The sequence below is a fragment of the Tenacibaculum sp. 190524A02b genome, assembly GCF_964036645.1.
Taxonomy (GTDB): domain Bacteria; phylum Bacteroidota; class Bacteroidia; order Flavobacteriales; family Flavobacteriaceae; genus Polaribacter; species Polaribacter vairaonense.
Genome location: NZ_OZ038525.1, coordinates 1,772,580 through 1,789,498, shown reverse-complemented (window position 1 = coordinate 1,789,498; position 16,919 = coordinate 1,772,580). Strand labels below are relative to the sequence as shown.

At 30.8% G+C, this 16,919-nt stretch carries 11 protein-coding genes; 7 read left to right on the top strand and 4 right to left on the bottom strand.

The genetic code is table 11. The features are described from left to right. Positions 1-16: 16 nt before the first annotated feature. Positions 17-1,072 carry a hypothetical protein gene (locus tag ABNT65_RS06930; protein WP_348747520.1) on the top strand — a complete coding sequence of 352 codons (1,056 nt, stop codon included), beginning with the start codon at positions 17-19 and terminating at the stop codon, positions 1,070-1,072. 173 nt (positions 1,073-1,245) lie between these two features. Beyond that, positions 1,246-4,404, top strand: coding sequence for a carboxypeptidase regulatory-like domain-containing protein (locus ABNT65_RS06925; protein WP_348747519.1), 3,159 nt, complete (start codon positions 1,246-1,248; stop codon positions 4,402-4,404). 184 nt (positions 4,405-4,588) lie between these two features. Here the strand turns inward: ABNT65_RS06925 and pepT are convergent, their stop codons facing one another. Genes pepT through ABNT65_RS06910 form a run of 3 tightly spaced genes read right to left on the bottom strand, consistent with a single transcriptional unit; the run spans position 4,589 to position 7,488 of the window. Then, on the bottom strand, positions 4,589-5,830 hold the full coding sequence (pepT, locus tag ABNT65_RS06920) for a peptidase T (protein WP_348707555.1): 1,242 nt from the start codon (positions 5,828-5,830) through the stop codon (positions 4,589-4,591). A 24-nt stretch (positions 5,831-5,854) separates the two neighbouring features. Next, positions 5,855-6,406, bottom strand: coding sequence for a hypothetical protein (locus ABNT65_RS06915; RefSeq protein ID WP_348740350.1), 552 nt, complete (start codon positions 6,404-6,406; stop codon positions 5,855-5,857). 8 nt (positions 6,407-6,414) lie between these two features. Further along, positions 6,415-7,488, bottom strand: coding sequence for a DUF3810 domain-containing protein (locus ABNT65_RS06910; RefSeq protein ID WP_348747518.1), 1,074 nt, complete (start codon positions 7,486-7,488; stop codon positions 6,415-6,417). A 129-nt stretch (positions 7,489-7,617) separates the two neighbouring features. Here ABNT65_RS06910 and dnaB point away from each other — a divergent pair, with 129 nt between their 5' ends. The 3 genes from dnaB (at position 7,618) to ABNT65_RS06895 (ending at position 10,776) form a co-directional block, all read left to right on the top strand. Continuing rightward, positions 7,618-9,147, top strand: a complete 1,530-nt coding sequence (dnaB, locus tag ABNT65_RS06905) for a replicative DNA helicase (RefSeq protein WP_348747517.1) — start codon at positions 7,618-7,620, stop codon at positions 9,145-9,147. Between the two features lie 14 nt (positions 9,148-9,161). Continuing rightward, entirely contained in the window at positions 9,162-9,515 is a 354-nt protein-coding gene (locus ABNT65_RS06900) for a biotin/lipoyl-containing protein (RefSeq protein WP_348747516.1), read from the top strand. A 76-nt stretch (positions 9,516-9,591) separates the two neighbouring features. Next, entirely contained in the window at positions 9,592-10,776 is a 1,185-nt protein-coding gene (locus tag ABNT65_RS06895) for an asparagine synthetase B (protein WP_348740346.1), read from the top strand. Here the strand turns inward: ABNT65_RS06895 and ABNT65_RS06890 are convergent. After that, on the bottom strand, positions 10,773-12,461 hold the full coding sequence (locus ABNT65_RS06890) for an AraC family transcriptional regulator (RefSeq protein ID WP_348747515.1): 1,689 nt from the start codon (positions 12,459-12,461) through the stop codon (positions 10,773-10,775). The two genes, ABNT65_RS06895 and ABNT65_RS06890, sit on opposite strands and share 4 nt — an antisense overlap. 348 nt (positions 12,462-12,809) lie before the next feature. Here ABNT65_RS06890 and ABNT65_RS06885 point away from each other — a divergent pair, with 348 nt between their 5' ends. Together ABNT65_RS06885 and ABNT65_RS06880 are read left to right on the top strand one after the other, a co-directional pair. Then, on the top strand, positions 12,810-13,655 hold the full coding sequence (locus ABNT65_RS06885) for a transketolase (RefSeq protein ID WP_348707423.1): 846 nt from the start codon (positions 12,810-12,812) through the stop codon (positions 13,653-13,655). 189 nt (positions 13,656-13,844) lie between these two features. Then, a complete protein-coding gene (locus ABNT65_RS06880; RefSeq protein ID WP_348747514.1) occupies positions 13,845-16,817 on the top strand; it encodes a fibronectin type III domain-containing protein in 2,973 nt (990 codons plus the stop codon). The last annotated feature ends 102 nt before the right edge of the window (positions 16,818-16,919 follow it).

The window sequence follows — 16,919 nt, the reverse complement described above, 5'->3', positions numbered from 1 at the left end:
TTAAAATTTAAAAAAGATGGTAAGAATAACACTACTACTAGTAATGTTGTTAAGTGCAGCTATTGCCTTTTCACAAGAAAAAACATTTGAAGATGAGGTTAGTAAAATATCTAAAAAAATAGATGAAATTACTAAGGGAGAAAAAAAATTACTAAAAGAAAAATTGAAAAAAATTAATGAGCAATTATCTAATAATGAAATTACTTATGAAGAAGCTGAAAAGCTAAAAAAGAAAGAAGCTGATTTTCATGCAAATCAAATAGAGGAAAAAGTAAGTGTTCAAGAGCAAAAGCTACAACAATTAGTTCAAGATAAAACAAATGGAGTAATTGTAAGTAAAGATGAAAATGAAGAATCCTTTAAAATTAGAGTTTTTGATAAAGATTTGGTGATTTTTGATAAAGAAGGAAAACAAAAAAAATATGGAAAAAGAACCACCTCACAATTTGTATTTGCTATGGGGGTTAACAATGTTTTGGAAAATAATAAGGTTGGGTCATTAAATAATTCAGAATACAAGTTTTGGCAATCGCATTTTTATGAATTGGGTTTTACTTTTAAAACAAGACTAAAAGAAGAGCCGTCAAAAGCCTATTTTAAATATGGAGTATCATTTTTATGGAACAATTTAAGAGCAAAATCGAATCAAATACATGTAGTAAACAATGATCAAACTAATTTAGAGGTAAGTACATTTTCTTTATCAGAAAATAGGTTGAGACATGTACAGATGATATTCCCAATGCATTTAGAAATTGATTTCTCAAAAAATGAAAAACTCTCTAATGATAGAATAATTGATAATTCACATGACGCAATACGTTTTGGAATAGGTGGTTTCTTTGGCTTTAAACTCGGAACAAGACAATATTTGGAGTACGAAAATTCTAAAGGAGTAAATGTTGAGGAGGTTCAAAAAGGTGATTTTAATATGAATACGCTTAATTATGGATTGAGTACATATCTCTCATATCAAAGTATAGGTTTGTATGTTAAGTACGATTTAAATCCTCTGTTCAAAAATTCCGAAACAAGAAATATATCATTAGGAATACGTTTTGATTTAGATTAAAAATAAGATGAGACTTTGTAAGAGTCTCATTTTTTTATGATATTAAAGGTATAGATAATAAAAGTTTAGTTGAAGTATAAGCAATAATTCATTTTTAAGCTAAAAGTAATAAAAACGTTAAAGTAGTGTTAATTAATTTTTTAATTTTGATACATTAACTTAAACGTAATCAAATGAAAAAAATAGCTGTATTCGTTTTGTTTTTAGCGAGTTTGTCAGCCTTTGCACAGGTAACAACATCTAAGATAAAAGGAATCGTTACAGACGGTGCTGAGCTACCTTTATTTGGAGCTAACATTGCTGTAGAACATGTTCCGACAGGAACACTTTCTGGTGCCATTTCACAAGAGAATGGACGGTATACTATTCCTAACTTAAGGGTAGGAGGTCCTTATAAAATAGTTTTTAGTTTTGTGGGTTTCAAAACTTATGAAGTAAATAATGTTTACTTGACATTAGGGAAAACAACTATAGTTAATGGAAAATTAGTAGAAGGAGGAGAAGAATTAGAAGAAGTAGTAATTTCAAGTAGTAAAAACCAAACTTTTAATAGTGATAGAACAGGAGCACAGACAAGTGTTAGTGCAGTACAATTGAAAACCTTACCAACTATTTCTCGTTCAGCATCTGATTTTACAAGGTTAGAACCAACTGCGAGCAATGGGTCTTTTGGAGGTAAAAATGATCAGTTTAATAACTTTTCTTTAGATGGTTCAATTTTTAATAATCCATTTGGGTTAGATGCCGCAACACCAGGCGGACAAACAAGTTCACAACCTATTTCTTTAGATGCTATAGAACAGATATCTGTAGCAACAGCGCCTTATGATGTTACATTATCTGGTTTTACAGGCGCATCTGTAAATGCTGTAACTAAGAGTGGAACTAATGAATTTAAAGGTACCGTTTATGGTTTTTATAGAAATCAAGACATGACTGGAGGAAGAATTAATGGGGAAGATGTAGTGAAACCTAAGTTAAGTCAAAGTCAGTATGGAGTTAGTTTAGGAGGACCTATTGTAAAAGACAAATTATTTTTCTTTGCAAATTTTGAAAAAGATAAAAGAGAAGATTTAGGAACCAATGGTTGGGTGCCAGATAATCAAGATGGTACTATGGCAGTTAATGAATCGTCTGTTTTAGAAACAGATTTAATGGCTGTAAGTGATGCCTTAAGTAGGTTAGGTTATAATACAGGAGCCTACAAAGATTTTACATACGAATCAGGTTCAACTAAAGGAGTGTTTAAATTAGATTGGAATGTTAATAAAAATCACAGATTAGCTTTAATTTATAACTTTTTAAGAGCTTCAAAAGAAAAACCAGCTCATCCAACAGCATTAGGAGTTAGAGGTCCAGGGGCAAATGTTTTACAATTTGAAAACTCAGGATATGAGATTACAAATAACATTGATTCATTTTTATTAGAGTTAAATTCTACATTTAATGAAACCACAACAAATAAATTACAAGTAGGATATACCTATTTTGATGATTTTAGAACACCATTATCTAAACCAGCTCCAATAATTACAATTCAAGATGGAAGTGGAAGTAATCATATTATTGCAGGACACGAACCTTTTTCAATTAATAATGTATTAGATCAACGCGTTTTTCAATTGACTAACAACATGAATTTTTTCCAAGAAGATCATACATTCACCGTTGGTTTCTCTTTTGAAAAATTTATGTTTGAAAATTCTTTTAACCTAACTAATTACGAGTCTTTTAGTTTAGGAGTATTTCCGTACTTTGGAATATTTAATCCTTATCCTGATGTTGCAACATTTTTGTCTAATGCTCAGCCAGGAGGTTTAGTAGATCAATATTTAACAGCAACAAATAATGCGTTTAATACATTCAATAGAAAAGGAGCAGGAAATGATGGAGGATGGAAGCTAGCTGAGTTGAATGTTGGGCAATTGGCTTTTTATGTTCAAGATGAATGGGAAGTAAATGAATCATTGAAGTTAACTTATGGAGTTCGTTTTGATAAGCCATTGTATTTTGATACTTCTAGTTTAGTTCAAAAATATATTGATACTGAAAATGGAGCAACTAGAGATAATTCTGTACTATACTTTAATCCCAATACCAATGAAGAAGTAAATTTAAACTCTACTAAAATGCCAACTAATGAGTGGTTGATTTCACCTAGGTTAGGGTTTAATTGGAATATTAATAATGAAAGTAAATTACAAATTCGTGGTGGAACCGGTGTATTTACCGGTCGTTTACCTTTTGTGTGGTTAGGAAATCAAATTAGTGGAGCTGATGATGGATTCTTTCAAATTGTTGATCCTGACTTTAAATTTCCACAAGTATGGAGATCTAACATTGGAGGGGACTATAGGTTTGAAAATGGCTTAACATTAACAGCAGACTTAGCATATACCAAAGATATTAATGGAGCTCATGTACAAAACTGGGGGTTAAGAAACCCAACAGAACGCTTAAAAGGAGTAGATAATAGAGAGTATTATACAACCAAAGGAAACAATGCCTATGTATTTACAAATTCAGATAAAGGGAGAGTATTCAATGCTTCTTTTAAAGTAGAAAAAAGATTTAAAAACGGATTGTATGCAAACATAGCCTATAGTTATTTAAATGCTCAAGATGTTAACTCTATTGAGGCGGAAATAACAGGAGATGCTTTTGCGTTTAATCCAGTTGTGGGAAATGCAAATAATGATGTGTTGACTTATTCAAAATATGGAGATACACACAGAGTTATAGGAATAGCTTCTAAAAGATTTGAATATGGAAAAGGAAAGTTTGCTACAACACTTTCTACATTTTTTGAGTATGCTAAAGGTGGGAGATTTAATTATACTTATGGAGGTGATATAAATAATGATGGAGCATTTGCTAATGATTTATTATACGTACCAACTGTAGGAGAATTAAGTCAAATGCAATTTGTGGAAGCGGGGCAAGCAGCAGCTTTTGAAAATTATATTCAGCAAGATGAGTATTTGAATTCTAGGAGAGGACAATATGTAGAAAGATATGGAGCTTTAGCGCCTTGGAGAGGAAAATGGGATGTTAAGTTTTTGCAAGATTTTAATTTTAATGTATCAGCAGAGGAACAAAATACGATTCAATTAAGTGTAGATATTTTAAACATAGGAAATTTAATAAATTCAGAATGGGGAGTTGTACAGCAACCTAACAATTTACAACCTTTAGGAGTTTCATTTCCAGGTGGAGATTATACACAAGAACCAATTTATAGTTTTAATGAAAACTTAAGTAAAACATTTAGTCCAGATAGTAGTTTATTATCGCGTTGGCAAATGCAAGTAGGTTTACGTTATATTTTTTAATCGTAAGGGCAATCAAGAGTTTCATTCCCCGATGCGGTATCGAATAGCTCTTTGAAAAATATTTTAGGCTAGATATTCCGTATGTTTGTATTGAGAGAGTTCTTATAAAACAAACTTGATAAAGCAAAAATCCTGAGCATTTGCTCAGGATTTTTTATGCTTTATATTATTTATAACCTTAAAATTAAGCGAATTTTTCAGATACTTTTTGAGCAATACCTACAATGACTTCACTAGCTTTTACAATACTTTCAGCAGGCACAAATTCATAACGTCCGTGGAAGTTGTGTCCACCAGCGAAAATATTTGGACAAGGTAACCCTTTGTAAGATAATTGAGAACCATCAGTTCCACCTCTAATCGGTTTAATTAACGGTGTAATTCCTATATCTTTCATCACTTCTTCAGCGATATCAACAATATGCATCATTGGTTCTACTTTTTCACGCATATTATAATATTGATCTGTAATTTCAACTTCTACTAAATCGTTACCTAGTTCTTTATTTATAGCAGCAACAGTATCAAGCATAGTTTGCTTACGTTGTGCAAATAAATTTTTGTCAAAATCTCTAATAATATAGTAAAGTGTAGTTTGTTCTACTTTACCTTCCATATGATGTAAATGGAAAAAACCATCGTACCCTTTCGTTTTTTCAGGAACTTCATTAGCAGGTAAAGCATTCATTAACTTACTCGCAATGTATGTTGAGTTTATCATTTTGCCGTAAGCATATCCAGGATGTACAATTTTACCATTAATAGTAACTACAGCCTTAGCAGCATTAAAGTTTTCGTATTCTAATTCTCCTATCTGGCTTCCATCCATAGTATAAGCCCATTCAGCACCAAATTTTTCAACATCAAATAAGTGTGCTCCCTTTCCTACTTCTTCATCTGGAGTAAAACAAATACGTATTTTACCATGTTTGATTTCTGGGTTTTGAATTAAGTACTCCATTGCAGAAACTATTTCAGTAACACCAGCCTTATCATCGGCACCTAATAAAGTAGTACCATCAGTAGTAATAATAGTTTGTCCTTTATATAAAAGTAAATCTTCAAAATAGCTAGGAGATAAAACTATGTTTTGCTCTTTATTCAAAATGATATCACTACCATCATAGTTTTCGTGAATTTGTGGTTTAACATTTGCACCTGTAAAATCTGGGCTTGTGTCAATATGTGCAACAAAACCAATAGTTGGAACTTCATAATCCAAGTTACTAGGGAGTGTTGCCATTATGTAACAGTTTTCATCTAGTTCAACATCTTCCATTCCTATTTCTTTTAATTCTTTTTCAAGGACTCTGGCTAAATCCCATTGTTTTTCAGTACTAGGGAAAGCTGGATTGTTAGGATCACTTTCTGTATCAATGGTAACGTACTTTACAAATCTATCTATTATGTGTTGTTTGTTCATCAGTTTAATTTTAAATGCCAAAAATAATTATTTCAATTGTATTTCATCAATTAATTTTATGGCTTTACAAATACGGTCATCAACCAATGAATCACCATAAATTTCTGTTTTTACATGCAAAAAACTCGCTTCGCTTACTTTGCTGAATAGGTTTAGAATATGGTAATTATACTTTCCTTTTTTTCCGTTAGCTAAACTGTAATAAGAAGTGTTGCCATAATGCTTAAATAATTTTCCCTTAACTTCTTTTAGTTTCAAATTAGAATTATCAGTAGAAATTTTTTGAATAAAAGCATTATCTATAGAGATAGGAGATTGAATTAATGAAATATCTAAAAGAGTAGCTTGTGTTAAACTTACTGTAGTATCTGCTGCGTATATAGATGACTGTCCGTTGTCATAATACAAATTCACTTTCCAGTGCTCAGGGAAGTCAACAGTAAAAAGCTTTTTAAAATCGGTATTAGTTTTTAAATTTTTAAAAGAACCAATGTTATTACAAATAAAGTCTTTTTTTAAATCAGAAGATTTACAAGAGCATATCAATAAAAATCCTATAACAAGTATATATATTCTCATGAAATATTTTAATTATGATGTTTTTCAAAATAAGCGATTAGCAAATCTACTACATAACTGTAAGATTTAATACCATTTGCTTGATTGTTTGCTTTTAAATATGAATTATACCCTTTTTTTAAGTAAGGTTCAATAGGGTTTTCATATTTTTTCCAATGCAAATAACTATTTCTATAATCTTTAAAAATACCTTTGTTAACTCCTTTATTAATAGTTTTGGCTAATTCTTTATCTCTACGAGTTAACTCTTGAATTAAATATCGAAAAGCCATTCGGTAACCAGCATACTGAAAGTACTTATCGTTGTTATAAATACAGGCTAAAAAACCAACAAAATTAGCATCATTTTCAGCAGACCATCCAATTTGGTGCGCCATTTCATGACAAGTAGTTGAAGGATATCCAGGTTTAGGCATTAGGTCGTTTACTTGTGCTTCTCCGGTTATTGGATTAAGGTATCCTGAGGTACCATTATAAGATTGTAATAAGCTAACTAACGAACTTTTTATAGAAGGTGCAGTATATGATAATTGTGGATATGTTTTTGCTAATGCATTAAAACCATTTGGGGCTAAGTGATACATTTGTTTTCTAGAATAAGGAACAGTAACAGCTATCGTATCATTTTGAGTAATAGTAAAATGAGAGTTGTTAAGTTTTGGAATGATTTTAATGAGTGTTGTTTCTAATTGTTCGGTAGTATAATTAGATTGCTCTAATGCTAAACTTTTAGCCAAAGGTTCCCTAAAATAATTCAATCCCCAGAAAGCGTAAAAACAAAAATAAAGAACAGATAAAAATGCAGTAAACTGTAGCAGTTTAGGAATGAAATTTGTAAATTTAGAAATAAACAGTTTATAAATGTTTTTACAAAAAATAAAAATGAGTAGTAAGCCTAATACATCTCCAAATGAAAAAGGAATCCATCCTAAAAGTATTCGGAGTATTTTAGCTATGTAGGGATAAATACCATTACTATAATAGCGTTCTATAAATATTGGTTTTTGGCTTAAATATTGCACAATCATTACTTGTATAGGCAATAAAAAAGTTAAAATTAAAGTTGTTTTAGAGTATTTCATTGCCATCAAAAATAAGAAAGAAGAAACGTTATCAACAAGTTAATAACAATTTTGTTTACAAAAAATGTGTATAAAGAAAGTTTAAGAAACCCACAGTAAATATCAGACTAAAAAATTACTTTTGTCGCCATGGAGAAAACGCATTCGGTTAGAGGAACTAAAATAGATAAATCAAGAATTATAAGTTTAGAAAAAGGAAAGTTACCACCACAAGCTTTGGATTTAGAAGAGGCAGTGTTGGCAGCGATGATGATTGATAAAAAAGGGATTGATACCGTTATTGATATTTTACATCCCGATGCTTTTTATGATAAGAGGCATCAAGAAATCTATAATGCTATTTATACACTTTTCCAAAATTCGGAACCTATTGATTTATTATCGGTTTCTAATCAGCTTAAAAAAAATGCAAAGTTAGAATTAGTTGGTGGAGATTTCTACTTAATTAATTTAACACAAAAAGTAGCTTCTTCGGCACATATTGAATTTCACTCAAGAATTATTCTTCAAAAGTATATACAGCGAACATTAATAACTATTTCTTCTGAAATTATTGAAAATGCCTATGATGAAACAGTAGATGTGTTTGACTTGTTAGATGATGCTGAAAGTAAATTATTTGAAGTAACTCAAGGAAACTTAAAAAAAGGAGCTGAAAAAGCAGATTCTCTTGTTCAGCAATCTATTAATAAAATCCAAGAAATTTCTACAAAAGAAGGAATGAGTGGTTTGGCTACTGGATTTACCAAATTGGATGCTTTAACTTCTGGATGGCAACCTTCCGATTTAATTATTATCGCAGCTCGTCCAGGTATGGGAAAAACGGCCTTTGTAATTTCCATGGCTAAAAATATGGCGATTGATTTTAATCACGCGGTAGCTATTTTCTCTCTGGAGATGTCATCAGTACAGTTAATTACCCGTATGATTTCATCTGAAACTGGATTAACGTCTGAAAAACTTCGTAAAGGAAATCTTGAACCGCATGAATGGGAGCAGCTAAACGTAAAAGTAAAAAAGCTGTCAGACGCACCTATTTTTATAGATGATACTCCTGCTTTGTCTATTTTTGATTTACGTGCAAAAGCGCGTCGATTAGTATCTCAGCATGATGTAAAAATTTTAATTATTGATTATTTACAGTTAATGACAGCAGGTGGTTCTGGAGCAGGGAATCGTGAACAAGAAATCTCTACTATTTCACGTAACTTGAAAGCTTTAGGGAAGGAATTAAATATACCAGTAATTGCATTATCGCAGTTATCTCGTTCGGTAGAAACGCGTGGAGGAAGTAAACGTCCTTTATTATCCGATTTACGTGAATCTGGAGCCATTGAGCAGGATGCCGATATTGTATCTTTTATTTTCCGTCCAGAATATTATGGAATGACAGAATGGGATGATGATGATCATTCACCATGTGAGGGACAAGGAGAGTTTATTGTGGCAAAACACCGTAATGGTGGATTAGATAACATTCGATTGAAGTTTACTGGACACTTAGCTAAATTCTCTGATTTAGAAGAAGGGTTTAGTAATGAATTCCAATCTAGTATGAATAACGGATTTAATGATGAAATAGCATCTAATAATTTTGCTTCTCCTGAAGATGCGTTTGGAGCGCCAGATAATGGAGGAATGGATGATGTGCCTTTTTAAATTCTAGTTGATTAATGATAAATCAACTGAAAATTTTACTTGGAAAAGATGGTTTTAGAAAGAATAAACTGCTTACTAAATTAAAGTTATTTGGTTTAGTAAATGAAAAAATAAAACAGTTAGAAATTCTTAATAAAGATGAGGAGATTGATATAAGATTACCAGAAGAATTTGAAGGTTCAATAATTAAAAAATGGAATTTTAAACCAGGAAGTATCGTAGATTACAATGATATTTTATGTGTAACAGAAAATAATCAAATGATATTTGAGCTTGAAAGTTTTTATTTGGGTAAAATAACTTATATTAACAAAACAAAATTACCTTTAAAAGGAGGGGAGCTTTTGTTGAAAATAAAAGGTTTGTAATTTGAAAAAACACATATACATATTAATATCGTTACTTCTATCAAACTCAATTTGGGCATCGTTTATCTATGTACCTATGAGTCACGATAACCAAAAAAATCACTTAAAAGCATACGGAATCGTTTATTATGCGTTGCAAAACGGATTAAAAGCAAAATGGCTATTGAATTATGATGGAGGTGCTTTTTTAGTAGAGAATAATGAGTCCGTAGAGAAAGAGTGTAAAATTAGAGGCGTGTCTTATCAGGTAGTTTCGTCTGCTAAAGCACAATTAATTTTAGAAGAAATAGCTTCACCTTCTAAAAATCAAGAAGCGGTAGTTTTAGAAAAAGCACCAAAAATAGCAGTATATTCTCCAAAGGATAAAATGCCTTGGGATGATGCGGTTACTATGGTGTTAACGTATGCTGAAATTCCTTTTGATGTTATATACGATGAAGAAGTATTAAGTGATAAACTATTATTGTATGAATGGTTACACTTACATCATGAAGATTTTACAGGACAATATGGGCGCTTTTATGGTGCATTTAGAACAGCACCTTGGTATATTCAACAAAAAAAAGATGCAGAAGCTTTAGCTGTTAAACTAGGATATAGTAAGGTATCAGAAGAAAAAGGAGCAGTAGCTAAAAAAATTAGAGATTATGTAGTTGGAGGTGGATTTATGTTTGCCATGTGTTCCGCAACTGATAGTTTTGATATTGCATTAGCAGCAGATGGTGTAGATATTTGTGAAAGTATGTTTGATGGAGATCCTTCTGAACCCAACTATCAATCAAGAATAGATTTTAATAAAACATTTGCTTTTAAAAATTTTGAGTTAATACGTAACCCTACTACGTATGAGTTTTCATCTATAGACATGACACGTAAACGTAGAATTAATAAAGAAACTGATTATTTTACATTAAAAGAATTTTCAGCTAAATGGGATCAAGTACCTACGATGTTAACGCAAAATCATACGCAATTGGTAAAAGGATTTATGGGACAAACTACAGCCTTTGATAGAAAAATAATAAAATCTACAGTCATGGTTTTAGGCGATAGTAAAACTAATGGAGAAGCTCGTTATATTCATGGCACAAAAGGAAAAGGAATGTTTACTTTTTATGGAGGCCATGATCCTGAAGATTACCAGCATAGAGTAGGAGATCCAAAAACGGAACTAGACTTGCATCCAACTTCACCAGGCTATCGTTTAATTCTAAACAATGTGCTATTTCCTGCTGCAAAAAAGAAAAAGCAAAAAACTTAATTATCAACTTTAGATTTCTCCAGTTCTTTAATAAAATAAGAAGGTTTTAATTCTGTGTATCTATAGAATGCTTTAGAAAATGATTCTGCATTTTTAAAACCTACTTCGTTAGCAATAGCCTTAATGGTGTATTTTCTCCATTTAGGGTCTTTTTTTAATCGTTGTACGGTGTAGTCAACTCTAAGTTTGTTGATGTAATTTTTGAAGTTACTATGCTTATGTTGATTAATTACTTTAGATAAATAGTTAGCGTTGGTATTTAACTTGGTAGCTAATTTTTGTAAATTAATAGAACTAGATAAAAAAGCTTCTTTTTGTTCAAACTGATTTAACTTTTCTAAAATATTTTTTATAACCTCTTCAGGTAATGAGATGTTATTTTTAGTACCGGATTTTTCCTTGGTAATTGATTTTTTAATTAAAAGTTGTTCTTTTTCGACTAAAGCTAAAAAACGTTTTTTATAGGTTCTTTTTTTCTGGATTTGATAAACTATAAGAAGTACAGTCAAGGCTAATAAAGAAAGGTAAGTGATCTTGTTTCTTTTTGATTGTTGTACTTTGGTCTCTAATTGGTTAATTATTTTTTTCTTTTCCTCAAGTAGATTAGGAATATCGTATTCTTCAGTAAATATTTTGTTTATTTTTTCCCTTTCATTGAAATGGAAGTCTTTAACTTTTAAAAGTTTGTTGATATAGGTTAATTTCTTTTCTAAATCTTGTTTATTCTCATAGTATTTCATCAAAAAAAGATAACTATCTTGTGTATATCTTGTATACATGTTTGACAAGCTAACTATAGAGTCTGTTTTCAAATGAAACTTGTATGCATTACTATTGTTGTTAATAGAGTCAGAAGCAATTCCTATTTTTGTATATATATCTGAAAGTATTCTTCTATTATTGTCTTTATTAATAAAGTTTAAGGTAACCTTAAAGGATTTAATGGCTTCAAGGAATCTTTGTTGATCAAATTGAATATCCCCTTTAACATATAGTGAATAATTTAAGTTTAATGAGTCACCTATCTGTCTATATAAGTTTATAGCTTTATTATTAAAAATGAGGGCAGAGTCTAAATAGTTTAGTTTTTTGTATACTAAAGCTAGATTTAAAGGAAGTGTGATAAGATCAGGGTTTTTAGTTATATCTTGAAAATTAGCTCTATTGTATATTTTTTTAAAAAAGAATAAAGATTTATTATAGTCTTTTACTGAATATTTTATGGCTCCATATAAAAAATTAGTTAACTTCTGTAAACTATCATTTTTTACTTTTTTTAATTGTTTAGTTACTAAAATAAGTTCTTTTAAAGCATTACTGTTTTTTCTATTATTGAAGTAGAACTTACTTTTATCCAAATAGATTGCAGAGGGAAAGTTTTTAGATGTAAAATTCTTAGTAAGTTTAATTAATGAGTCACAAAAGTTTAAATAAATACTGTCATTTTTTTTTACATCTGCTAAAAAGTATTTTCCATTTAACATTTTCATAGTATCTTTTTCTTTAATAGCCTTATTAAAATAAGCCTTTGCATATACAATAGGTTTTAGTTCAGAAGGCTTATCACCATAGAATAAATCAGCTAATTCTTTAAAACTTTTTTGAGTTAAAGAATCTATAATATTGGTTTTTTTTTGAGCGTAATTAGATAAAGTAATACTTACAAAAATTATAAAATAAAACACTCTTTTTAGAAAAAATGACATGAAATAGTTAAAAATATGAGTTCCAAATCTACGGTTTTTATAAATAAAGTGTAAAAGTTTTATGGTGTTTGTTATTAGGGTTTTAAGTTAGTTTTTTTAACTCGTTTTTCATGAAAACCGACAAGTTTTACTTGTGAAATAGCGATAAGATGAAGTTCTTTGACGTATGGAAATGAAGGGGCTCATAGAATACTTTATCGTCGGGAAAATTTACTGAAAAAGAACTACTGATTCAAGAGCCCTTTTTCTTTTTATGAAAAACCTAAAAAAAGTAATTGGCAATTCTTTTATAAACAATTACATTTGTCGCTATAAAACAAAACAATAATGCCAACAACACAACAACTTCAAGATTTTACGCAACAAGTTCGTAGAGACATCGTTCGTATGGTACATGCCGTAAGCTCTGGTCACCCAGGTGGATCATTAGGATGCGCAGAGTTTTTTACTTGCTTGTATCAAGAAATAATGGACTATTCTACTGATTTTAGTATGGATGGTAAAAATGAAGACCTTTTCTTTTTATCAAACGGTCATATTTCGCCAGTATATTATAGTGTATTAGCGCGTAGTGGTTTCTTTCCTGTTTCTGAATTAGCTACTTTTAGAAAAATGGATACACGTTTACAAGGGCATCCAACTACACATGAGCATTTACCAGGTATTAGAATTGCATCTGGATCTTTAGGACAAGGTATGAGTGTGGCTATTGGTGCAGCGGAAGCTAAAAAGTTAAACGGAGAAGACAAAATTGTATATTCATTACATGGTGATGGAGAGTTACAAGAAGGTCAGATATGGGAAGCAGCAATGTACGCTTCTGCTAAAAAAGTTGACAATTTAATTTCTACAGTTGATGTAAACGAAAAGCAAATAGATGGTACTACTGATCAAGTATTAGCTATGGGAAGCTTAAAAGCTAAATTTGAAGCTTTTGGTTGGGATGTATTAGAGATTAAAGAAGGAAATGATGTTGATGCTATTTTAAAAGGAATGGCTGAGGCAAAGTCTAGAACTGGTAAAGGAAAACCTGTATGTGTATTATTATATACAGAAATGGGGAATGGGATTGATTTTATGATGGGAACGCATGCATGGCATGGAAAGGCTCCTAATGATGAGCAGTTAGAGGCATCTTTAGCGCAAAACCCTGAAACTTTAGGAGATTACTAGCACGTAATTTTAATAAAATATTTTTAAGAGGCTATCTAAAAATTACTTTTTAGATAGCCTCTTTTGGTATGGAAAAAATAGCCTTAAATAAAACGTTAATATAAAAATGTTTGAAAGTTTAAGTTAGCTTAAAGATTTACTATTTGTAAAAAAATAACTTACAGTTTAATCTCTTAGTAATATTTAAACATGAAAACAACTAAACAAACTTATTTAGTATTACTGATAACTCTTTTAATATCAGTAAAAAGTATCGCACAACAATTTGTTTTAAAACCCTATTTACAGAATGGAACACCTAACCAAATGGTTATTATGTGGGAAACTAATATGTTAGGTAAATGTTATGTAGATTGGGGCACAAGTCCGTTTGCATTAAACAATACTGTAACAAGTACTTCTATAGCAAGTAGTGGAATTAACCGTTTGCATACAGCTAAAGTTACAGGCTTACATCCTTCAACAAAATATTATTATAAAGTAAGAACAAACACAGGAACAGTGTCTACTTTATATAATTTTAAAACACATCCAACAGTTTCATCAGAAGAATCTTTAAAGTTTGTAGCAATGTCTGACATTCAACAAGATAATAATAGCCCTAATGTTTTTAAGAGTGTAATAGAAAATGGAGTTTCTGTAGTGGCTAAAAACTCTTACCTAAATGGAGTAGAAGACTTGGATGCAATTATTATTCCAGGAGATTTAGTGGTTCAAAGTAACCATTCTTCATGGAGGAGTGAGTTTTTTAATCCTTCTAATACTATTACACCTTATGTACCAGTATATCCTGTTCCAGGAAACCATGATGTAATTGGTTCTGGAGGGCTTGGGTTATTTTTGAAGTTTTTTGATTTACCAACAAATGGAGCACCTTCTAGCCCAGAAGAATGGTGGTATAAAGATATGTCTAATGTTAGATTAATAGGTTTAAATTCTTCCAGCTCTTCAGGTAAGAAACAAGCGCAAGTTTCTTGGTTAAAACAAACGTTATCTAATGCAGAAAATAACATAGCAATAGATTTTGTTTTTGTACAATTACACCATCCGCATAAGTCAGAACTTTGGACACCAGGAGAATCTGATTTTACAGGAGAGATAATTAAAGAATTGGAAAAATTTACTGAAGCTTCAGGAAAACCATCAGTACATTTTTTCGGGCATACACATGGGTATTCAAGAGGCCAGTCAAGAGATCATAATCATTTATGGGTGAATGTAGCATCAGCAGGAGGTAAAATTGATTATTGGGGAGAGTTTCCAAACCAAGATTATGAAGAGTTTACCTATACGGAAGATGAATATGGGTTTGTTATGTTAGAAGTAGAAGCAGGTAACGATCCTAAATTTGTATTAAAGAGGTATTCAAGAGGAGATAAAAATGTAGTAAAAAATAACACAATATCAGATCAAATAACTATTAAAAGATATGGAATTGCTCCTACAGTGCCTGTTGGTATCTCACCAAAAGGAGAAGTGTCAGTAGATTGCGTTACTTTAAAAGCATCAGCTTTTACTAATGGAAATAATACACATCAAGCTACACAATGGCAAATTGTTGAAGGTTGTGATTTTTCAAGTAATACAGTCAAGAATATTTGGAAACAATCTATGAACTGGTATAATGAAGTAGATAGCCAATTAAATGATGACTTAACGGATGAAAAAATTACTGGATTGATGGCTAATAAAAATTATTGTTGGAGAGTACGCTACCGAAATACTAATTTAACATGGAGTTCTTGGTCTACACCAGTAAGCATAACCACAAAAGAAGGAAATAATGTAACTGAAAACTTACTGCTAAATGGAGGAGGAGAATCAGGAGTAACTAATTGGACAGGAGATATTGAATCTTTACAAAGTAATGCCTGTAATTCTATTCCTGTTTACCAAGGAAGTAGGATGTTTGCAGTAGGAGGTATTTGTGCTAATGAAAAAGCACAGGGGATTGCAAAACAAACCATAAGCGTAGAACAATATACATCTGATATAGATAACCTTACCTTAGAAGTAAAATATGAAGGTTTTCTTAGATCGTATAGTGGAACGGACAAACCAGAAATGTATATTGAGTTTTTAAATGCTAATAATACGATTATAGGCACTTCAGCCTCTATTACTAACAAAACTGCTGTGTGGACAAATGTTACTAACAAAGAAATTATTCCTCAAGGAACAAGAAGGTTAGTAGCGGTATTAAAAGGAACAAGAAATGGAGGAACTGATAATGATAGTTATTTTGATAATTTAAGTGTATTGTTAACTAAACCTAGTAGCTGTGGAATTGTTTCTTGTGAAGAGGCCTCTGCATCGGCTACCAATTGTTTACCGTGTAATGTATCTAACCTAATAGTTAATAACGGAGCGGAAAATGCTACCAATAACTGGATAGGTGATATAGAATCTTTAGCAAGTGGTGATTGTTATTCTGTAGAAGCTTACAAAGGACAAAGACAATTTGCAGTAGGAGGTGTGTGTGCTAATGAAAAAGATTTAGGATTAGCAAAACAAACGATTAATGTTGCAGATTATGGTGTAGGAATAGATAATGGACTATATACGGCTAGTTTATCAGGATATTTAAGAGCATATAAAGATGGAAATGATCAGCCAGAAATGTATCTAGAGTTTTTAAACTCAGCTAACTCAGTACTAAAAAGAACCAATGCACTATCCAATACAAAAGGACAATGGATTGAATTAAGTCAACAGGTAATTATTCCTGTAGGAACTAAACAAATTACTGTAGTATTAAAAGGAACAAGATTAAGAGGAGGAGATAACGATAGTTATTTTGATGAATTAAGCCTTACTTTACAAAATACAACTTGTAGTAGTCAGCGTAAGCCAAAAGTTAAAAAAAATAAGATTGTTTCTAAAAATAAAGAGAAAAGACAACAAAACACAGCGCTTTTAACAAAAGAAATAACTCCAGTTTCGGTATATCCAAATCCATCTTCAGGAGAAGTATATTATAGTGTTGTAAAGCAATTTGAAAAAATTACAATATTAGACATTAATGGAAAAGTTATTAAAGTTCAAAAATGTAATGAAGAAAAAGGAAGGTTAGATTTATCTGATTTAAAAATAGGAGCTTATCTGTTAATGTTTGAAGGAGATAATACTACGGTGAGTAAAAAAATCTATATACAAAAGTAAAACCAACTTAAACTACAAAACTAAAAATCCTCAAATTTTGAGGATTTTTTAGTATATTATAATAACATAAAAAGTAAGTAAAAGCGTACTTTTACGTCATAA

Bases quoted from the DNA above. Each gene is read 5' to 3' on its own strand.
- ABNT65_RS06930 (WP_348747520.1), top strand. From the start codon at position 17: ATGGTAAGAATAACACTACTACTAGTAATGTTGTTAAGTGCAGCTATT.
- ABNT65_RS06880 (WP_348747514.1), top strand. From the start codon at position 13,845: ATGAAAACAACTAAACAAACTTATTTAGTATTACTGATAACTCTTTTA.
- ABNT65_RS06925 (WP_348747519.1), top strand. From the start codon at position 1,246: ATGAAAAAAATAGCTGTATTCGTTTTGTTTTTAGCGAGTTTGTCAGCC.
- ABNT65_RS06885 (WP_348707423.1), top strand. From the start codon at position 12,810: ATGCCAACAACACAACAACTTCAAGATTTTACGCAACAAGTTCGTAGA.
- ABNT65_RS06900 (WP_348747516.1), top strand. From the start codon at position 9,162: ATGATAAATCAACTGAAAATTTTACTTGGAAAAGATGGTTTTAGAAAG.
- ABNT65_RS06915 (WP_348740350.1), bottom strand. From the start codon at position 6,406: ATGAGAATATATATACTTGTTATAGGATTTTTATTGATATGCTCTTGT.
- ABNT65_RS06910 (WP_348747518.1), bottom strand. From the start codon at position 7,488: ATGAAATACTCTAAAACAACTTTAATTTTAACTTTTTTATTGCCTATA.
- dnaB (WP_348747517.1), top strand. From the start codon at position 7,618: ATGGAGAAAACGCATTCGGTTAGAGGAACTAAAATAGATAAATCAAGA.
- ABNT65_RS06895 (WP_348740346.1), top strand. From the start codon at position 9,592: ATGAGTCACGATAACCAAAAAAATCACTTAAAAGCATACGGAATCGTT.